This window comes from Flavobacterium sp. RSSB_23 (assembly GCF_051547145.1).
Lineage (GTDB): Bacteria > Bacteroidota > Bacteroidia > Flavobacteriales > Flavobacteriaceae > Flavobacterium.
This window is the reverse complement of sequence record NZ_JBPTTO010000001.1, coordinates 699,444-716,348: the sequence shown is the minus strand read 5'-3', so window position 1 is coordinate 716,348 and position 16,905 is coordinate 699,444. Positions and strand designations below refer to the sequence as shown.

Sequence of the window (16,905 nt, the reverse complement as noted above, 5' to 3'; positions counted from 1 at the left end):
TTTAAAATTCAATAAAAAAAGGAATGACCTCACTTGAACAAGTACTACAAAAACTCGAAGGAATAAAGGTAATTGCTCCAACAGTAACCTATTCTTCATATGTTGCCTTAGATTTATCCATTCACAATCAAGAATTAACAAACTATAATTTAACTACTTCTGCTGATTTTGAAAACTTCATAGACAACTTTCTAAAACAAAATAAAGCTAGAGTCGCCTACGGCGGATATAACGAGACACGAAATTTATACAAAAGAAGCCAAGTATTCAACATGACTGAACAAGAAGAGCGCAACATACACATTGGTTTAGATTTATGGACAAGTGCCGATACTCCTATTCTAGCAGCTTTAGATGGAAAAGTTCACAGCTTTCAATTCAATAATCAATTGGGAGATTATGGCCCTACAATTATACTAGAACACGAAATAGATAATCATCGATTTTACACTTTATATGGTCATTTATCATTAGAGAGCATTCAAAAGCTATCTAAGGGACAAGTTGTAAAAAAAGGAGAACAAATAGCCACATTAGGAAAAGCAAGCGTAAATGGCGACTATGCACCTCATTTGCATTTCCAAATCATAAAAGATATACAGGATAAAGAAGGTGATTATCCTGGAGTATGTAGTCAAAGTACGCTTTCTTTTTATTTATCCAATTGCCCAGACCCTAATTTATTATTAAAAATTAACTCATAATCATGCATCCAAACGAACAACTCATCCATAAATTCTACACAGCTTTTCAAAATGGAGACGCCCTTACTATGAAAGAATGTTATCATCCCGACATTCAATTTCGTGACCCTGCTTTTGGACTTTTAAAAGAAGAACAAGCCAGTATGATGTGGAAAATGCTTTTAGAAAGAGCCAAAGGAGCTATAAAAATAGATTACAATGAAGTAAAAGCAGATGATACTTATGGCACAGCAAAATGGGTTGCACATTACACTTTTTCACAAACTAACCGAAAAGTAGTCAATCATATTGCCGCTGAATTTGAATTCAAAGATGGGCTTATATACAAACATACCGATAACTTCAATGTATGGAAATGGTCGCAACAAGCTATGGGATGGAAAGGATTTTTATTAGGATGGACAGGCTTTTTTCAAAAGAAAATTCAAGAAAAAGCATTGTATTCATTAAAAAAATATTGTGAACGTTAAACAGCAAAAAAAAAGGGCTATCAAGAAAAATTCTTCATAGTCCTTTTTTTTATGTATTGCTTGTTATCTACAAAAAGATACTTAGTACGTAATAAGTAATCGCTGCTAACAATGCTGAAATAGGAATAGTTAAAACCCAAGCCCACATCAAACTAACGGTTACTCCCCAACGAACTGCAGAAACTCTTTTGGTCAATCCTACACCAATAATAGAACCTGTAATAGTATGCGTTGTACTTACTGGGATTTTAAGATGCTCTGTAAAGTATAAGGTTAATGCACCAGCTGTTTCAGCAGCAACACCTTCGAATGAAGATACTTTAGTGATTTTAGAACCCATTGTCTTCACAATTTTCCAACCACCACTCAAGGTACCTGCTGCGATAGCAGAATAACAAGCTAACGGAATCCAAGATGGCATTGCGCCCTTTATACCTTTATCATCATTTGGCAAAATTACATTCAACCAGTCTGGCAAAGACTCTTGCGCTACTCCACTCGTATGAATATATACTGCAACTGCAGCAGCAATTATTCCCATTACTTTTTGGGAATCATTCCCTCCGTGTCCTAAACTAAATGCAGCAGAAGAGAGCAATTGAAATTTTTTCAACCAAGAATTCGCTTGATGAATATTCAAACTGCTAAAAATCAAACAAAAAGTACTAATTGACAAAATAATAAATGCAACTAATAACCACTTGATATTATGCGCTTCAAAAGCAACACTCCAAAAATGAGAATCAAATCTTGGTTTTTCAATATCAGCATAATATTTCATTTGTTTTTCAACAAACCAAACAGTTACTGCCATAATTGACAAGGTAAATATTTTGGGGTAAATACTTTTCTTAGAAGAATTCAATAACCAAATCGATATCAAATAAGAAATCAAAGCTCCTAGTAAAGGCGCTAAAACAATAAATGCTATAACGATTAAAACCCCAGAAGGTAAGCCTCCATCTTTTCCTTCTTTGAACCAAGTAACCACACCAAAACCAGCGTGGGCAATGGCTGCACCAGCAAAACCACCTATCAAAGTATGTGAAGAACTAGAAGGAATTCCTAACCACCAAGTTAGCAAGTTCCAACAAATCGCCGCAATAACTCCAGCTAAAATCACTACTAGATTTATATCCATTGTGCTTGCGGTCTTTGCAACTGTGTCAGCTACACCAAAACCAAATACCCAATAGGCTAAAAAGTTAAAGAAAGCTGCCCATAATACTGCCTGAAATGGAGAAAGTACCTTTGTTGCAACTACGGTAGCAATTGCATTAGCCGCATCGTGAAAACCATTGATGTAATCAAAGATTAAGGCTAAAACAATAATTATAATTAATAAAGTAAATTCCATAATTGTATTTTCTATAAGGAATAAATTAAGTTTATGAGTGTTTTACAGTGATGGATTCCAAAACACTAGCTACACTTTTACATTTATCAGTAGCAGTTTCTAATACAGAAAGAACTTCTTTGTATTTAATGATATTTTTTACGTCAGTTTCGTTTTCAAAGATTTCAAAAACAGCTTTATTGTAAACATTATCAGACTTGTTTTCTAATTTATTGATTTTAGCACAAGCCGTAGTAATGGTTTTCATTCGCTCTAAGTTTTTCAACTCTTTTACAGCAGCATCAATATGTTGACAAGCTTCTAAATTGATTTCTGTCAATTTACGGATAGATTTGGTGATTTTATCTACTTGATACAAACGCATTCTACTAGCTGCACCATGTAAATTATCGGCCACGTTATCAATTGAAGTAATCAATGAGTGTATGTCTTCTCTATCAAAAGGAGTAATAAAGTTTCTACTTAATTCTAAATTGGTTTGACGCGTTAAGTCTTCACCACGCTGTTCTAATTCATCAATTTTTAAGAACAAAACTTCTCTTTCCTTTAGAGGTAAGTTTACTGCTTCGTGCAAATTAGAAGCTAATTCAATTAAGTTGCTTGATGCCTCTTCAAATAAAGGAAAAAACTTTTTGTCCTTTGGTACTAAAAATTGGAAAACACTATTTAATGTCATTTTATAAGGATTTAGAATTGCAAAATTAGTTCATTATTTTAAGCCAATGTTAATTTAACGTTAACAAATCGTCTTCGATATGAAAACTGTCAAGAAACAAAATGGTTTTTTCGATATCGTAATGCAATATTCTATCTTCGCTTACAAAAGGAACTTCTTGTCTGTAAGATGCTAAAAATATTTCTATAAATTCACTTGACTGCAAAGGTCTTCTGAATTCGATAGCTTGTGAAGCATTCATCAATTCAATTGCCAAAATTCGTTCTAAATTGTCTAGTACTTTCAAACATTTTGTAGCTCCATTAGCCCCCATACTTACATGGTCTTCTTGACCATTGCTAGAAACAATACTATCAACACTGGAAGGAGTAGCCAATTGCTTGTTTTGACTTGCAATACTTGCTGCGGTGTATTGTGGAATCATAAAACCTGAATTCAATCCTGGATTATCAACCAAAAAGGCTGGAAGATTTCGTAAGCCAGAAATTAACTGATAGGTTCTTCTTTCTGAAATACTTCCTAACTCCGCCAATGCAATCGCCATAAAATCTAAAGCCAAAGCCAAAGGTTGTCCATGAAAATTACCACCAGATATGATTTGGTCACTTTCTATAAAAATATTTGGGTTATCAGTAACAGAATTAATCTCAGTTTTAAAAACTTTTTTCACATATTCCATCGCATCTTTTGAAGCGCCATGTACTTGTGGAATACAACGAAAGGAATAAGGGTCTTGTACATGCGATTTAGGTTGTTCAATAATTTGACTACCTTCTAAAAATTCATTTACACGTTGTGCCGTTACAATTTGTCCTTTGTGCGGTCTTATATAATGTATCAATTCATTAAAAGGTTCAATTCGTCCATCAAAAGCTTCCAAAGAAATTGCGCCAATCAAATCAGCGAAATAAGATAATTTGTATCCTTTTATAAGTATGTGTGCGCCATAAGCCGCCATAAATTGTGTTCCGTTCAACAAAGCCAAACCTTCTTTGGATTGTAAAACGATAGGCTCCCAGTTAAAAACTTTAAGCACCTCGCTTGAGTGGACTCTTTTTCCTTCAAAATATACTTCTCCTTCTCCAATCAAAGGTAAAGACAAATGTGCTAAAGGAGCCAAATCTCCTGATGCACCAAGAGAACCTAATGTATAAACAACAGGATAGATTGCATTATTATAAAAATCAACCAAACGCTCAACCGTTTGTAATTGCACTCCAGAGTGACCATAGCTTAAAGATTGAATCTTCAATAACAACATCAATTGCACAATAGAAGTTGGCACTTCTTCACCTGTACCACAAGCATGTGATTTAACCAAATTCTCTTGTAACTTCGATAGATTTTCATTGGAAATCTTGACATTACACAAAGAGCCAAAACCAGTATTGATCCCATAAATAGGTTCGTTATGAGTTGCCATTTTTTTATCCAAGAAATCCCTACATTTCTGAATATTTACTTTAGCTTCTTCAGAGAGAGCAATGGTCTTTTGAAAGGTAACAATCTCTTGTAGTGCTTCAAAAGTAAGAAGTTCAGTAGAAATATAATGAGTATTATCCATTTTAAGAATCGTTTAAGCGCCAAAATTGAATAAATTCACATTAAAAACCAACTGAAAATAGAAATAATTTAAAAAAATATACTGCTTTACATCTTTAAAAAAGTAACGAAATCTGTAGCTTCAATCCATTACTTTATTAATCAACATTATTCGCTAATCAAGAGCTTCATTTACAAAAAAGGACTTTAAAATAATTAAAAATACACAAGAACAAACAAAAACCCTATAGGACAACTATATTAAACAAAGTAAAAATCATAATCATTCTTGAGTAAAAATAAATTATGTGCAATTTTATGAATAATGATTCCTTATTTTTAAAATATTCGTAAAAAGACTAAACAGTTCTAAATCTTTACAAAAAAACTGTACTTTTGAAAAATCAAAATGAGAAGTATAAAAAGCACATATAAACTACTAATGACAACGCCAACTGGGGTTGCAATTGCTTTTTCTACCACTTCTACTACTACAACCACTACTACCCTTTAGGGGTATACTTTATTACATATCATCCGATTTATTCCATCTATTTTTTTAGAAAATAGACTTTTGGGAGGCAGCAAACTTTAGCATTCAATTAAACAAAAACATACAATGAGAGTATTAAAATTTGGCGGAACTTCAGTAGCCAATGCAGATAATATAAAACTAGTAATTGCGATAATAACTAACAAAGCAGAAAAAGAATCACTTGCAGTAGTCGTTTCTGCCTTAAGCAAAGTCACAGATTTGCTGCAACTAGCTGCTTCTAAAGCCGCACAAAACGATGAAAGTTTTAGAGACATCGTTTTAGAAATTGAGAAAAAACACCTCGATACCTTAAAGCAATTAATACCAGTAAGCGAGCAAAGTGCTTTGTTGAGCCACATCAAACGTATCATCAATCACCTAGAAACATTGTTGGATGGTTGTTTCTTGTTGGGTGAGTTATCTCCAAGAACTGCCGATACCATTTTAAGTTTTGGTGAATTATTATCTTCATTCATCATTGCTGAAGCTTTAAAACAAAACTTAAAAAATAGTAGTTATAAAGACAGTCGTGAACTCATTAAAACCAACGCAACTTTTGGAAAAGCAAGCGTGAATTTTGAAGTAAGCAATCGTCTCATCCAAGATTACTTTGCAACAAATGATTCTAAAGTAGTACTCCTTCCAGGTTTCATTGGAGCAACTGAGGATGGAATCACCACTACTCTAGGACGTGGCGGTTCAGATTATTCAGCAGCGATTCTTGCCAGCGCATTAGCAGCAGAAGAACTGGAAATTTGGACAGATGTAAACGGAATGTACACTGCCAATCCTAAATTGGTAAAACAAGCACAACCTATTGCAACTATCTCTTATCAAGAAGCTATGGAGTTGTCGCATTTTGGGGCTAAAGTTTTATATCCGCCAACTATTCAGCCAGTACTAAGAAAAAATATTCCAATTCTAATCAAAAACACTTTTGAGCCAGAAGCAGAAGGTACTTTTATTTCGAATACAATTGCTGCTAATGGCTCACCGGTAAAGGGAATCAGTCACATTGACAACATCACACTTATTACGCTCGAAGGCTCGGGAATGATTGGCGTGGCGGGTTCTTCTAAACGTCTTTTTGAAGTATTGTCAAACGAAAACATCAATGTTATTTTCATTACGCAAGCTTCTTCAGAACATTCCATCTGTATTGGTATTTTGAATTCTGATGCAGAAAATGCAGAAATCGCCATCAACAAAGCGTTTGAAATTGAAATTACTCAAAACAAAGTCGAACCTTGCATAGTTGAAAAAAACCTATGCATTATTGCTTTAGTAGGCGAAAATATGAAAAACCACCAAGGGCTTAGCGGACGTATGTTTAGTACACTTGGAAAAAACAATGTCAACATACGTGCGATTGCACAAGGGGCTTCTGAGAGAAACATATCTGTGGTTATCAATGAAAGAGATGTCAAAAAAGCCTTGAATACTTTACACGAAAACTTCTTTGAAGAAAACACCAAACAACTTAACTTGTTTGTTATGGGTGTGGGTAACGTGGGCGAAAAATTCATGGAGCAAATTCACCAACAAAAGAAATTCTTAAAAGAAAATTTAAAAATCAATTTACGTGTTATTGCTGTTTCTAATTCTAGAAACATGTATTTTGACGAAGAAGGCATGTCGCTCAAAGAATGGGCATCCCTTTTAGCAAGTGGTGAACCCGCAAATGCCGAGGCTTTTATTGCCAAAGTAAAAGAACTCAATTTACGCAACAGCATATTTGTCGACATTACTGCCAATGAAAGTGTGTCTAAGCTTTATGAACAATTTTTAAGACAAAACGTAGCAGTAGTGACTTGTAACAAAATTGCTTGTTCATCGGCGTATGCCAACTACCAAAACCTTAAAAATTTATCCAGAAAATACAATGCTCCTTTCTTATTCGAAACCAATGTAGGTGCAGGTTTACCAATTATTGACACCGTAAAAAACTTAATTGCATCAGGCGATAAAGTGCACAAAATACAAGCGGTTTTATCAGGAAGTTTGAATTTTATCTTTAATAATTTCGGTCCAAATTATTCTTTTCATGATGTAGTAAAAGAAGCAGGCGTTCAAGGATTTACAGAACCTGACCCAAAAATCGATTTGAGCGGAGTTGATGTAGCAAGAAAGATTTTAATTCTTATTAGAGAAAGCGGTTATCAGATGGAAATTGAAGATATAGAAAACCTTTCTTTCTTACCAGACGAATGCATGAAAACCAATAACAATGACGATTTCTTTAAATCACTTCTTAAAAACGCCTCCCATTTTGAGCAATTATTAAAAGAAGCTAACGAAAAAGAATCCCGTCTCAAATTTGTTGCCCAATTCGAAAACGGCAAAGCCAATGTTGGATTGCAATTCATCGCCAAAGACCATCCGTTTTACAACTTAGAAGGAAAAGACAACATTGTGTTATTCTACACCGATCGTTATGTAGAACAACCATTATTGATTAAAGGCGCTGGAGCAGGAGCTGCTGTTACGGCTTCAGGAATTTTTGCCGATGTAATTCGTATTGGAAATGTGTAGCCTCCTAATTCGCCACGGCGAAGAATCTCGAGAGCTTAAAAATAAATATTAACTAATAAATCCTCTGTACTCCTCCCTTTGGGGGAGGTCGGGAGGGGCTGACTTATGAAAGAAATAAAACTATTTTGTCCAGCTACTATCGCTAATCTTTCTTGTGGATTTGATGTATTGGGCTTGTGTTTGGCCACGGCAGGCGACGAAATGATTGTGCGGACTTCTTCCGAAAAAGGGGTTCGAATTACCAAAATCGTAGGCGCTGATTTGCCTTTAGAAACCGAGAAAAATGTAGCAGGAGTTGCAGCTTTGGCACTGCTAGAAGCTTTCGAAACCGAAATAGGTTTTGAAATCGAAATCTATAAAAACATCAAAGCCGGAAGTGGCATTGGAAGCAGCGCCGCAAGTTCAGCCGGAGCCGTTTTTGGAATCAATGAATTACTTGGCCGACCATTTTCGCGCAAAGAATTGGTGCAATTTGCCATGCAAGGCGAAAAATTAGCCAGTGGCAATGCCCATGCTGATAATGTAGCGCCTTGCCTTTTGGGTGGTTTCACTTTAGTGAGAAGTTCCAACCCTTTAGACATTATCAAAATCGACAGTCCTTCAGAATTATACGCCACTGTAGTTCATCCACAAATTGAACTCAAAACATCGGATGCGCGTTCGGTTTTGAAGCAAACCGTTTCCCTAAAAAGTGCCATTAAGCAATGGGGCAATGTGGGTGGTTTAGTCGCTGGCTTGTACACTCAAGATTACGAACTTATAGGGCGATCATTGCATGACGAAATCATAGAACCCGTTCGCAGTATGCTGATTCCTGGTTTTGATGCCATCAAACAAACCGCATACGAAAACGGCGCTTTGGGCTCTGGAATTTCAGGTTCTGGCCCTTCAATTTTTGCATTAAGCAAAGGCGAAACCAACGCTCAGAAGATAGCTGATGCCATGAGTAAAATTTATGAGGAAATGAATTTACCCTACGAAATTCACGTGTCGAAAATTAATCCAGATGGAGTTAGTATAATAGCATAGCCCCATAACCCCCGAAAGGGGGAATACAGTTTTATGCAAGCAAAAGAACAAACCATAAACTAATTATCTGGATTAATTACTAATCACTAAGGACTAATTACTAATTACTAATCACTAATTACTAATCACTAATTACTGTCAGCTCGAGCACAGTCGAGAGCGACTATTCAATAAAAATGAAATACTATAGCTTAAACCATAATGCACCCAACGTTTCTTTTGAGGAAGCGGTGGTACAAGGATTGGCCTCCGACAAAGGCTTATATTTTCCCGAATCGATTCAACCTTTAGCGGCCGATTTTTTTGAAAACATCGAAAAGCTTTCCAACGAGGAAATCGCTTTTCAAGCCATTCAGCAGTTTGTAGGCGACGAAATTCCAGCCGACACGCTACGCCAAATCATAGCCGAAACGCTTTGCTTTGATTTCCCTGTAGTCGAAGTCGAAAACGGGATTTATTCGTTAGAATTATTTCACGGTCCAACAATGGCATTTAAAGATGTAGGCGCACGTTTTATGTCGCGTTGCATTGCTTATTTCAACCGAAACGACCCTTCGAAAAAGAACACCGTATTGGTAGCCACTTCTGGAGATACAGGAGGTGCCGTAGCCAGTGGTTTTTTGGGCGTGACTGGAGTAGATGTAGTGATTTTGTATCCATCGGGTAAAGTGAGTGACATTCAAGAACGCCAATTGACCACTTTGGGACAAAACATCAAAGCGCTCGAAGTAGATGGTGTTTTTGATGACTGTCAGGACATGGTCAAAAAAGCTTTTTTGGACTCTGAATTGGCTGCTGTTCATTTAACTTCTGCAAATTCCATCAATATTGCTCGTTGGCTACCCCAAATGTTCTACTTTTTCTTTGCCTATAAAGCCTTAAAAAAACAACAAAAACCATTGGTCTTCTCGTGTCCTAGTGGAAATTTTGGCAACATATGCGCAGGTATTATCGCTAAAAAATTAGGCTTACCTATCGAACATTTTGTAGCTGCTACCAATGCCAATGATACCGTACCGCGTTTCCTAGAAAATGGCGTTTACGACCCAAAACCTTCCATCGCCACGATTTCGAACGCTATGGATGTAGGCAATCCGAGTAATTTTGTGCGCATACAAGAAATGTATCAAAATGATTTGAAACAATTCGAAAAAGACTTTTCATCCTACACCTTTAGCGATGCTGCTACACTCGAGGCCATGAAAACCATCCAAGAGCAAAAAGGCTACATCGCAGAACCACACGGAGCAGTAGGGTATTTAGGATTGAAAAAAGAGTTGCAAAACCATCCCGATGCCTTGGGAATTTTTCTGGAAACCGCCCACCCTATCAAGTTTTTAGACATCGTAGAACCCGCATTAGGCGTGACTTTACCTATTCCGCCACAAATAGAAAGTGTCTTAAACAAAGATAAAATAAGTACTAAAATCAAAACCTACGAGGAACTGAAAGCGTTTTTACAAAATCAATAATTCCTCCTCTGCCCTATCCATAAGCGATTTCTGTAAAGGAGTCGCTTTTTTTTTAGGAGCTTAATCCTGCTGTACGCTATATCTGTGGCTCTGAACCCCAGAGCCACAGGATGCCGCACCCATCAGGGCTAGAAACGTCTGTACTACAAAAAAACAATAAATTATTTTAGAAATTCTGACCTAAAAACAAACTACTTCAACCATTAAAAACCTGAATGCGATTGTTTTTTTGTAAAAATTCAATTGAAATAGGCTTTAGCCAAAATATCCGTGAGTTCTTATAATTAATAGAGACATCAGAAGCTAAAACGCTAACTATTTTTTATATTTTTATAAGTAATTAAAAAAACAACAAAATACTATTTAAAATGAAAAACACTCACGGTATTTCTTTTCTCTTTTTGCTATTACTATCTTGCATCAACCCCTCTACTTCTTCAAACGAGAATCAAAAAATAGTAGAACGCTATTACGAGCTATTTAACAAACACCAATGGGAAGAAATGGCAAAAATGTACAGTGAAAAAGCACTTTTCAAGGATCCGAGTTTAGGAACTGGCATCGTAGAACAAAACAGAGTAGAAATTGCTAAAAAATATGGAGAACTAGAAGCCCTTTTTCCAGACGTTCACGACTCCATCATCCAACTATATCCTACCAATACTAATCATATTGTAGTTGAATTCGTTTCTACTGGAACAGCTCCAGATAACACAAAATTTACCCTCCCCATTTGCACCATTTTCACCATCGAAAATGGACTAATCACCAAAGATTTTACCTATTACGACAATTTTGAAGCAGCTGCCTCAAACGGAAAGCAATAGTATTCTATCTATTTTTTAAATCGTTCGCGAGACGTTTTAATAGATTCCATATTGACTGCCGCCCATTGCGCCAGATTGTCAATATGCGGCACTAGAGACGCTCCCAACGGTGTAATTTCATACTCTACTCTTGGCGGAACTTCGGGATAAACGGTACGATGAACCAAACCGTCGGCTTCTAGTGTTCGTAAGGTAACCGTCAGCATTTTTTGTGAAATATCGGTTCCAATTTCTTTATTAATCGCATTAAAACGAAGCTTCTTTTTTTCGCCTAAAATCAATAAGACTAAAACCGACCATTTGTCTCCAAAGCGATCTAAAATCGTTCGAATAGGACAATTCAATAAATTAAAATCTTCTTTTTTTATTTTTATTTCCTCCATAAATCATTGATTTTCAATAATAATAACTTTCAAGTTAGTTAAGCACAAAAAAGTACCGTCTTGTATAATCAAACTAACTAAAAGATATTTGCTCTACAAAAGTAAGTATTAATAATTAAAGAAATAAAAAATGAGTCAACTATTAATTACTGGAGCCACAGGCCAACTAGGAAGTCAAATTGTATCAGAACTAACAGCAAAACATCCTATTGCTGAACTTTCGGTACTCGCAAGAAGCACAGAAAAAGGCCTTCCGTTTTCTGAAAAAGGAATAACCGTAAAAATCGGGAACTATCAAGATCAATCAAGTCTATTAGAAGCCATGAAAGGAATCGACAGCGTTCTTTTAATCTCATCAAGTGACTTTAATGACCGAATTGGTCAACATAAAAATGTGATTGATGCCGCAAAAGCTGCCGGAGTACAACATATTTTTTACACTGGAGTTGCAATAAAAGATATCGAAACTTCCCCCTTAAAACCGCTACTAGGAGATCATTTTGAGACAGAAGCATACATCAAACAAAGCGGACTAACTTATACTTTCTTACGCAATAGTTTGTATGCCGACGTGGTGCCAATGTTTATTGGAGCCAATGTACTCGAAACAGGAGTGTTTTTCCCAGCAGGTGAAGGGAAAGTTGCTTTTGCAAACCGAAACGATTTAGCCAAAGCAATTGCTCAAATTATAGCAAGCAATGGACACGAAAATAAAACGTACCATCTTACCGGAAGCCAAGCGCATTCTTTCACCGAAATTGCTAGTTATTTATCAGAACTCTCAGGGAAAGAAGTACCATACATCAGCCCTTCCTCGGCCGATTTTGAAAACGCTTTGAAAGGATTTGGACTACCAGAATCCATCATTACCATGTCGGTGCTTTTCGCAGCAGGAATGAAAAACAATGACTTTGAAGAAGTAGACAGCAGTTTAAAAACGTTCATCGGTCAAGAACCAACTTCTTTAAAAGCATTTTTGAAAGAAGCGTACCAATTGTAAACTAGCCCGTACTAAGAAAATGAAACCTGATCGTCAAAACATCAGTTTTTTTTTATTGAAAAAATCAACCTCAAAAAATCAGCCGTCGGTAAGAATAAAAAACCATAAGAACCACAGAAATCCTTATTTTTGATAAAAATAAAAAAACTAGCTAACAATTACATCCCCATGAAATTAGACTTTTATCAAATTGATGCTTTTACCGATACTTTATTTGGAGGAAATCCAGCCGTAGTCGTTCCCTTAAAAGAGTGGTTACCCGATGCGCTTTTATTAAAAATCACTCAAGAAAATGCTGTTGCCGAAACCGCTTTTTTTGTAGACAAAGGCGAAAAAATTCACCTGCGTTGGTTCACCCCCGAGATTGAAATGGATTTATGTGGTCATGCTACTTTGGCTACGGTTCATGCCTTAAAAACTATTCTAAATGATCCAAGAACCACGTTTGTTTTCGAAACCCTAAGCGGAGACCTTACGGTTTTAGTAGAAGGCGATTACTATTTCTTGAATTTCCCTGCTAGAATGCCAGTTCCTTCAACACTACCAGAAAACCTAAAGTTATCATTGAGTATAGCACCAAAAGAAGTTTTAAAATCAAGAGATTATGTTTTAATATATGATAATGAAGAAGCTGTAAAAAACATTCAAATTGACCGCAATTTATTTGACCAAATCAATATGGAAACTGGAGGCGTAATTCTAACTGCTCCCGGAAAAAATAGTGATTTTGTCTCTCGCTTTTTTACACCACAAGCTTCAATACTCGAGGATCCTGTAACTGGTTCAGCACATTGCTCTTTAATTCCGCTTTGGGCAGAAAGATTGGGTAAAAAAGAACTCTATGCGCTTCAAGTTTCTGAAAGATTGGGTAAACTGAATTGTGAATTACGTGGCGATCGTGTTATCATTAGCGGACAAGCCAAAACTTATGCTATAGGTACTTTTTGTACAAAATAAAATACTATAAAAGAATTATAATCAATTAGTTATAATTCATCAACCTAAGTATCACTTTACTATAATCATATGAAAAAAATCAAGGTATTATTTTATAGTTTATTACTAGGTGGTTCGCTTTGGGGGCAAAACAACACAACACTTCAGGCGGATATTGTAGTCTACGGTGGAACATCGGCAGCGGTGGTTGCAGCGGTCAAAGCGGCACAACTTGGGCAATCGGTACTCGTTATTTCGCCCGATCAACATTTGGGTGGCATGTCGGCTTCTGGACTTGGGTATACCGATGCTGGGAAAACACAATTGATAGGTGGTTTATCCAAAATGTTTTATAAAAAAGTATACGACTATTATCAAACCGAAAACGCTTGGAAATGGCAAAAAAGATCAAGTTTTAATGCCAAAGGTCAAGGTACACCTGCTATAGACGAAAAGTCAAAAACCATGTGGGTCTTTGAACCTCATGTAGCTGAACATATTTTCGACCAATGGATTGCTGACCACAAGATTAAAGTCTATAAAAACGAATGGCTGGATCGCAACAAAAAAATAGATAAAAAAGGAACCACCATTGAGGCTTTTTACACCTTAAGCGGAAAAAAAATAGAAGGAAAAGTATTTATTGATGCCACCTATGAAGGCGATTTGATGGCTGCAGCTGGTATTTCTTATCATGTTGGCAGAGAAGCCAATGCCGTATACTTTGAGAAATTTAACGGGGTGCAAAAAAAATTATACCAGCACGATCATAACTTCAAAAATTTCAAGATAAACCCTTATTGGGTTCCGGGTGACACTTCTTCAGGCTTGTTGCCTAAAATTTCACCAGACCCAGTTAGTAAAAATGGAACAGGCGATCATAAAATGGAAGCCTACTGCTACCGCTTATGCTTAACCACCGTAAAAGAAAACCAAATTCCGATAGAAAAACCAGAAGGATATGACCCCAAAGACTATGAAATATTAGGAAGATTGTATCAAGCAGGCTGGAAAAAAACCTTCAAAAAATTTGATGCTATTCCTAACTTCAAAACCGATGTGAACAATCACGGTCCGTTTAGCCATGACAATATTGGAATGAACTACGACTATCCCGAAGCTTCATACGAACGCCGAAAAGCCATAGCCAAAGAACACGAAAACTACCAAAAAGGACTACTTTACTTTACGGCTACAGATCCTAGAGTACCCAAAAAAATCAGAACCGCGATGCTAAAATGGGGTTATCCAAAAGATGAATTCCTAGACAATGGCGGTTTTCCCCATCAATTATACATCAGAGAAGCCAGACGAATGGTTGGTGCATACGTCATGACTGGAAATGTAGTACGAGGAGAAACGCAAGCCGAAAATGCCATTGGTATGGGGTCTTACAACTTAGATTCTCATAATGTACAACGCTATGTCACCAAAGAAGGATGGATAGAAAACGAAGGTGATGTAGGCATCGAACCACCGAAGCCCTATAAAATAGCCATGGGAACCGTTTTACCCAAAGCCAATGAATGTAGCAACTTGGTGGTGCCTGTTTGCGTATCAAGTTCGCACATCGCTTATGGAAGCATTCGCATGGAGCCTATTTTTATGATTTTGGCCGAATCAAGCGCACAAATAGCAGCCTTGGCCATACAAAACAAAAGTAGTGTTCAAGAAGTCCCTTATGCAACGCTCCAAAAAGCATTGCTTGAAGCTGGGCAAGTAATGGAAGAGCCTAAAAAATAAATTCTGATTTGTTCCCTACCCTGACATAAAAACAAGCTTATGCTAGAACTAAGATCTCACTGCGAAAACTGTGCAAAGCCACTTCCTCCCGCAAGTACAGATGCCATGATTTGTACTTTTGAATGTACCTTTTGTTCGGATTGTGTTACTAGTGTTTTAGAAAATGTTTGTCCGAATTGTGGCGGCGGATTTGAAAAAAGACCCGTTCGCCCCGCGCAAATGCTTTCAAAATATCCCGCACAAAATGAATCAATTATAAAACCAATTGATTGGAGTAGCTTTGAAACAATTCAAAGCCGAAACAAATCGATACCACCCAAAAACAGATAGTTTATCCTGTCTAAAACGAAAAAGTAAATACCTCATTAATTTTATTGCTATGGATCACATTACCTCCAAACATCCAGCCGACATTGCAGACCAATTGACACAAAAAAGCAGTAAAGACCGCGTGCTATCCTTTCTCCTTTTAGCTGGAGAAGCCAAAGCTGAGGTATTTCCGTATTTTGATAGTGAAATTCAACAAGAGCTGATTTTGAATTTAGGAAATGAAGCCACAAAGGAACTTTTTAACGAATTGGCTCCCGATGATAGAACGCTTCTTTTGACGGATTTCCCAGATAGTATCATCAAGGAAATCATCAATTTGTTGGACCAAAAAGAAAGAGAGCAAGCGCTGAATTTACTGGGCTATGAAAGTGATAGTATTGCCCGATTAATGACGCCTCATTACATTCAGGCGAAAAAGGATTGGACGGTAAAACGTGTGTTGGAATCGATTAAGATTTATGGTAAAAAAGCAGAAACACTCAATTTTGTCTACGTAGTGAATGACAAAAACAAGTTAATTGATGATTTACGTATTGGTCAATTACTTATGGCTGAAGACACCACATTGATTGAAGAATTGATGGATAAAAATTTTATCGCCATTCGCACCACCGAAAAAATTGAGGAAAGCTTGGCGATTTTTGACAAATACGACCGTGAAGCTTTACCTATTGTGACCGAAAAAGGAATCTTGGTGGGCATAGTGACTTTTGACGACTTATTGGAGCAAATAGAACAACGAGATACCGAGGACATGCAGAAATTTGGGGGTATGGAAGAATTGGATGTTTCGTACACCAAAACTTCACTCTCCGATTTGGTCAAAAAACGTGCGGGTTGGTTGGTCGTTTTGTTTTTGGGAGAGTTACTCACCGCATCGGCTATGGGACATTATGATGATGAAATCGCCAAAGCCGTAGTTTTGGCCTTGTTTGTTCCGTTGATTATTTCGAGTGGAGGAAATTCGGGTTCGCAAGCGGCTTCTTTGATTATTCGTGCTATGGCGCTAAAAGAATTGCAATTGCGTGATTGGTGGTATGTAATGAAAAAAGAGTTTGTTTCTGGATTGTTATTGGGTGGTATTTTAGGACTTTTAGGCTTTATCCGAATTGTGATTTGGCAAGAAGCTGGAATTTATGATTACGGTCCATATTGGCTATGGGTAGCATTGAGTGTCTCCACTTCGCTCCTATTTATCGTTTTATGGGGAACACTTTCGGGCTCCTTGATTCCGTTTTTGTTACGCAAAATGAAACTCGACCCTGCAGCGGCTTCGGCTCCGTTTGTGGCTACTTTGGTGGACGTTACGGGATTGATTATTTACTTCTCTGTTTCGGCATTTTTCTTGGCGGGGAAATTACTTTAAACT

15 protein-coding genes are annotated in these 16,905 nt (G+C 36.8%); 11 read left to right on the top strand and 4 right to left on the bottom strand.

Features of this window, described 5'->3' with window-relative positions:
• Positions 1 to 23: 23 nt before the first annotated feature.
• Positions 24 to 704, top strand: a complete 681-nt coding sequence (locus tag ACSVH9_RS03265; protein ID WP_438062465.1) for a peptidoglycan DD-metalloendopeptidase family protein — start codon at positions 24 to 26, stop codon at positions 702 to 704.
• Positions 705 to 706: 2 nt separating this feature from the next.
• On the top strand, positions 707 to 1,174 hold the full coding sequence (locus ACSVH9_RS03260) for a nuclear transport factor 2 family protein (RefSeq protein ID WP_438062464.1): 468 nt from the start codon (positions 707 to 709) through the stop codon (positions 1,172 to 1,174).
• Between the two features lie 67 nt (positions 1,175 to 1,241).
• Here ACSVH9_RS03260 and ACSVH9_RS03255 read toward each other — a convergent pair whose 3' ends face one another.
• From ACSVH9_RS03255 to hutH, 3 genes are read right to left on the bottom strand one after another with little or no spacing between them, the layout of a single operon-like run.
• Entirely contained in the window at positions 1,242 to 2,531 is a 1,290-nt protein-coding gene (locus ACSVH9_RS03255) for an anion permease (protein WP_438062463.1), read from the bottom strand.
• A 31-nt stretch (positions 2,532 to 2,562) separates the two neighbouring features.
• The gene (locus tag ACSVH9_RS03250) at positions 2,563 to 3,207 is read right to left on the bottom strand and encodes a DUF47 domain-containing protein (RefSeq protein WP_159691411.1); all 645 of its coding nucleotides are present in this window, start codon (positions 3,205 to 3,207) and stop codon (positions 2,563 to 2,565) included.
• 49 nt (positions 3,208 to 3,256) lie between these two features.
• On the bottom strand, positions 3,257 to 4,771 hold the full coding sequence (gene hutH / locus ACSVH9_RS03245; protein ID WP_438062462.1) for a histidine ammonia-lyase: 1,515 nt from the start codon (positions 4,769 to 4,771) through the stop codon (positions 3,257 to 3,259).
• Positions 4,772 to 5,368: 597 nt separating this feature from the next.
• Here hutH and thrA point away from each other — a divergent pair.
• The 4 genes from thrA (at position 5,369) to ACSVH9_RS03225 (ending at position 11,144) form a co-directional block, all read left to right on the top strand.
• Positions 5,369 to 7,816: a bifunctional aspartate kinase/homoserine dehydrogenase I gene (gene thrA, locus ACSVH9_RS03240; RefSeq protein ID WP_438062461.1), complete on the top strand. Its 2,448-nt coding sequence runs from the start codon at positions 5,369 to 5,371 to the stop codon at positions 7,814 to 7,816.
• 105 nt (positions 7,817 to 7,921) lie between these two features.
• Complete coding sequence (locus tag ACSVH9_RS03235; RefSeq protein WP_438062460.1) at positions 7,922 to 8,845, top strand: homoserine kinase; 924 nt, start codon at positions 7,922 to 7,924, stop codon at positions 8,843 to 8,845.
• Positions 8,846 to 9,021: 176 nt separating this feature from the next.
• On the top strand, positions 9,022 to 10,317 hold the full coding sequence (gene thrC, locus ACSVH9_RS03230; RefSeq protein ID WP_438062459.1) for a threonine synthase: 1,296 nt from the start codon (positions 9,022 to 9,024) through the stop codon (positions 10,315 to 10,317).
• A gap of 368 nt (positions 10,318 to 10,685) precedes the next feature.
• Positions 10,686 to 11,144: a nuclear transport factor 2 family protein gene (locus ACSVH9_RS03225; protein ID WP_438062458.1), complete on the top strand. Its 459-nt coding sequence runs from the start codon at positions 10,686 to 10,688 to the stop codon at positions 11,142 to 11,144.
• A gap of 8 nt (positions 11,145 to 11,152) precedes the next feature.
• Here the strand turns inward: ACSVH9_RS03225 and ACSVH9_RS03220 are convergent, their stop codons facing one another.
• Entirely contained in the window at positions 11,153 to 11,527 is a 375-nt protein-coding gene (locus ACSVH9_RS03220) for a winged helix-turn-helix transcriptional regulator (RefSeq protein ID WP_438062457.1), read from the bottom strand.
• A gap of 130 nt (positions 11,528 to 11,657) precedes the next feature.
• On the opposite strand from ACSVH9_RS03220, the gene ACSVH9_RS03215 reads away from it, so the two are divergent.
• From ACSVH9_RS03215 to mgtE, 5 genes are all read left to right on the top strand, one after another.
• Entirely contained in the window at positions 11,658 to 12,527 is an 870-nt protein-coding gene (locus ACSVH9_RS03215) for an SDR family oxidoreductase (RefSeq protein ID WP_438062456.1), read from the top strand.
• 168 nt (positions 12,528 to 12,695) lie between these two features.
• Positions 12,696 to 13,484, top strand: a complete 789-nt coding sequence (locus ACSVH9_RS03210) for a PhzF family phenazine biosynthesis protein (RefSeq protein WP_438062455.1) — start codon at positions 12,696 to 12,698, stop codon at positions 13,482 to 13,484.
• Between the two features lie 69 nt (positions 13,485 to 13,553).
• A complete protein-coding gene (locus ACSVH9_RS03205; RefSeq protein WP_438062454.1) occupies positions 13,554 to 15,206 on the top strand; it encodes an FAD-dependent oxidoreductase in 1,653 nt (550 codons plus the stop codon).
• 39 nt (positions 15,207 to 15,245) lie between these two features.
• A complete protein-coding gene (locus ACSVH9_RS03200) occupies positions 15,246 to 15,536 on the top strand; it encodes a DUF1272 domain-containing protein (protein WP_438062453.1) in 291 nt (96 codons plus the stop codon).
• A 49-nt stretch (positions 15,537 to 15,585) separates the two neighbouring features.
• On the top strand, positions 15,586 to 16,902 hold the full coding sequence (gene mgtE, locus ACSVH9_RS03195) for a magnesium transporter (RefSeq protein WP_438062452.1): 1,317 nt from the start codon (positions 15,586 to 15,588) through the stop codon (positions 16,900 to 16,902).
• Positions 16,903 to 16,905 lie beyond the last annotated feature (3 nt).

Coding starts and splice junctions, on each gene's coding strand:
- ACSVH9_RS03210 (WP_438062455.1), top strand. CDS start 12,696: ATGAAATTAGACTTTTATCAAATTGATGCTTTTACCGATACTTTATTT.
- ACSVH9_RS03235 (WP_438062460.1), top strand. CDS start 7,922: ATGAAAGAAATAAAACTATTTTGTCCAGCTACTATCGCTAATCTTTCT.
- thrA (WP_438062461.1), top strand. CDS start 5,369: ATGAGAGTATTAAAATTTGGCGGAACTTCAGTAGCCAATGCAGATAAT.
- ACSVH9_RS03255 (WP_438062463.1), bottom strand. CDS start 2,531: ATGGAATTTACTTTATTAATTATAATTATTGTTTTAGCCTTAATCTTT.
- ACSVH9_RS03225 (WP_438062458.1), top strand. CDS start 10,686: ATGAAAAACACTCACGGTATTTCTTTTCTCTTTTTGCTATTACTATCT.
- hutH (WP_438062462.1), bottom strand. CDS start 4,771: ATGGATAATACTCATTATATTTCTACTGAACTTCTTACTTTTGAAGCA.
- ACSVH9_RS03220 (WP_438062457.1), bottom strand. CDS start 11,527: ATGGAGGAAATAAAAATAAAAAAAGAAGATTTTAATTTATTGAATTGT.
- mgtE (WP_438062452.1), top strand. CDS start 15,586: ATGGATCACATTACCTCCAAACATCCAGCCGACATTGCAGACCAATTG.
- ACSVH9_RS03250 (WP_159691411.1), bottom strand. CDS start 3,207: ATGACATTAAATAGTGTTTTCCAATTTTTAGTACCAAAGGACAAAAAG.
- ACSVH9_RS03215 (WP_438062456.1), top strand. CDS start 11,658: ATGAGTCAACTATTAATTACTGGAGCCACAGGCCAACTAGGAAGTCAA.
- ACSVH9_RS03205 (WP_438062454.1), top strand. CDS start 13,554: ATGAAAAAAATCAAGGTATTATTTTATAGTTTATTACTAGGTGGTTCG.
- ACSVH9_RS03265 (WP_438062465.1), top strand. CDS start 24: ATGACCTCACTTGAACAAGTACTACAAAAACTCGAAGGAATAAAGGTA.
- ACSVH9_RS03200 (WP_438062453.1), top strand. CDS start 15,246: ATGCTAGAACTAAGATCTCACTGCGAAAACTGTGCAAAGCCACTTCCT.
- thrC (WP_438062459.1), top strand. CDS start 9,022: ATGAAATACTATAGCTTAAACCATAATGCACCCAACGTTTCTTTTGAG.
- ACSVH9_RS03260 (WP_438062464.1), top strand. CDS start 707: ATGCATCCAAACGAACAACTCATCCATAAATTCTACACAGCTTTTCAA.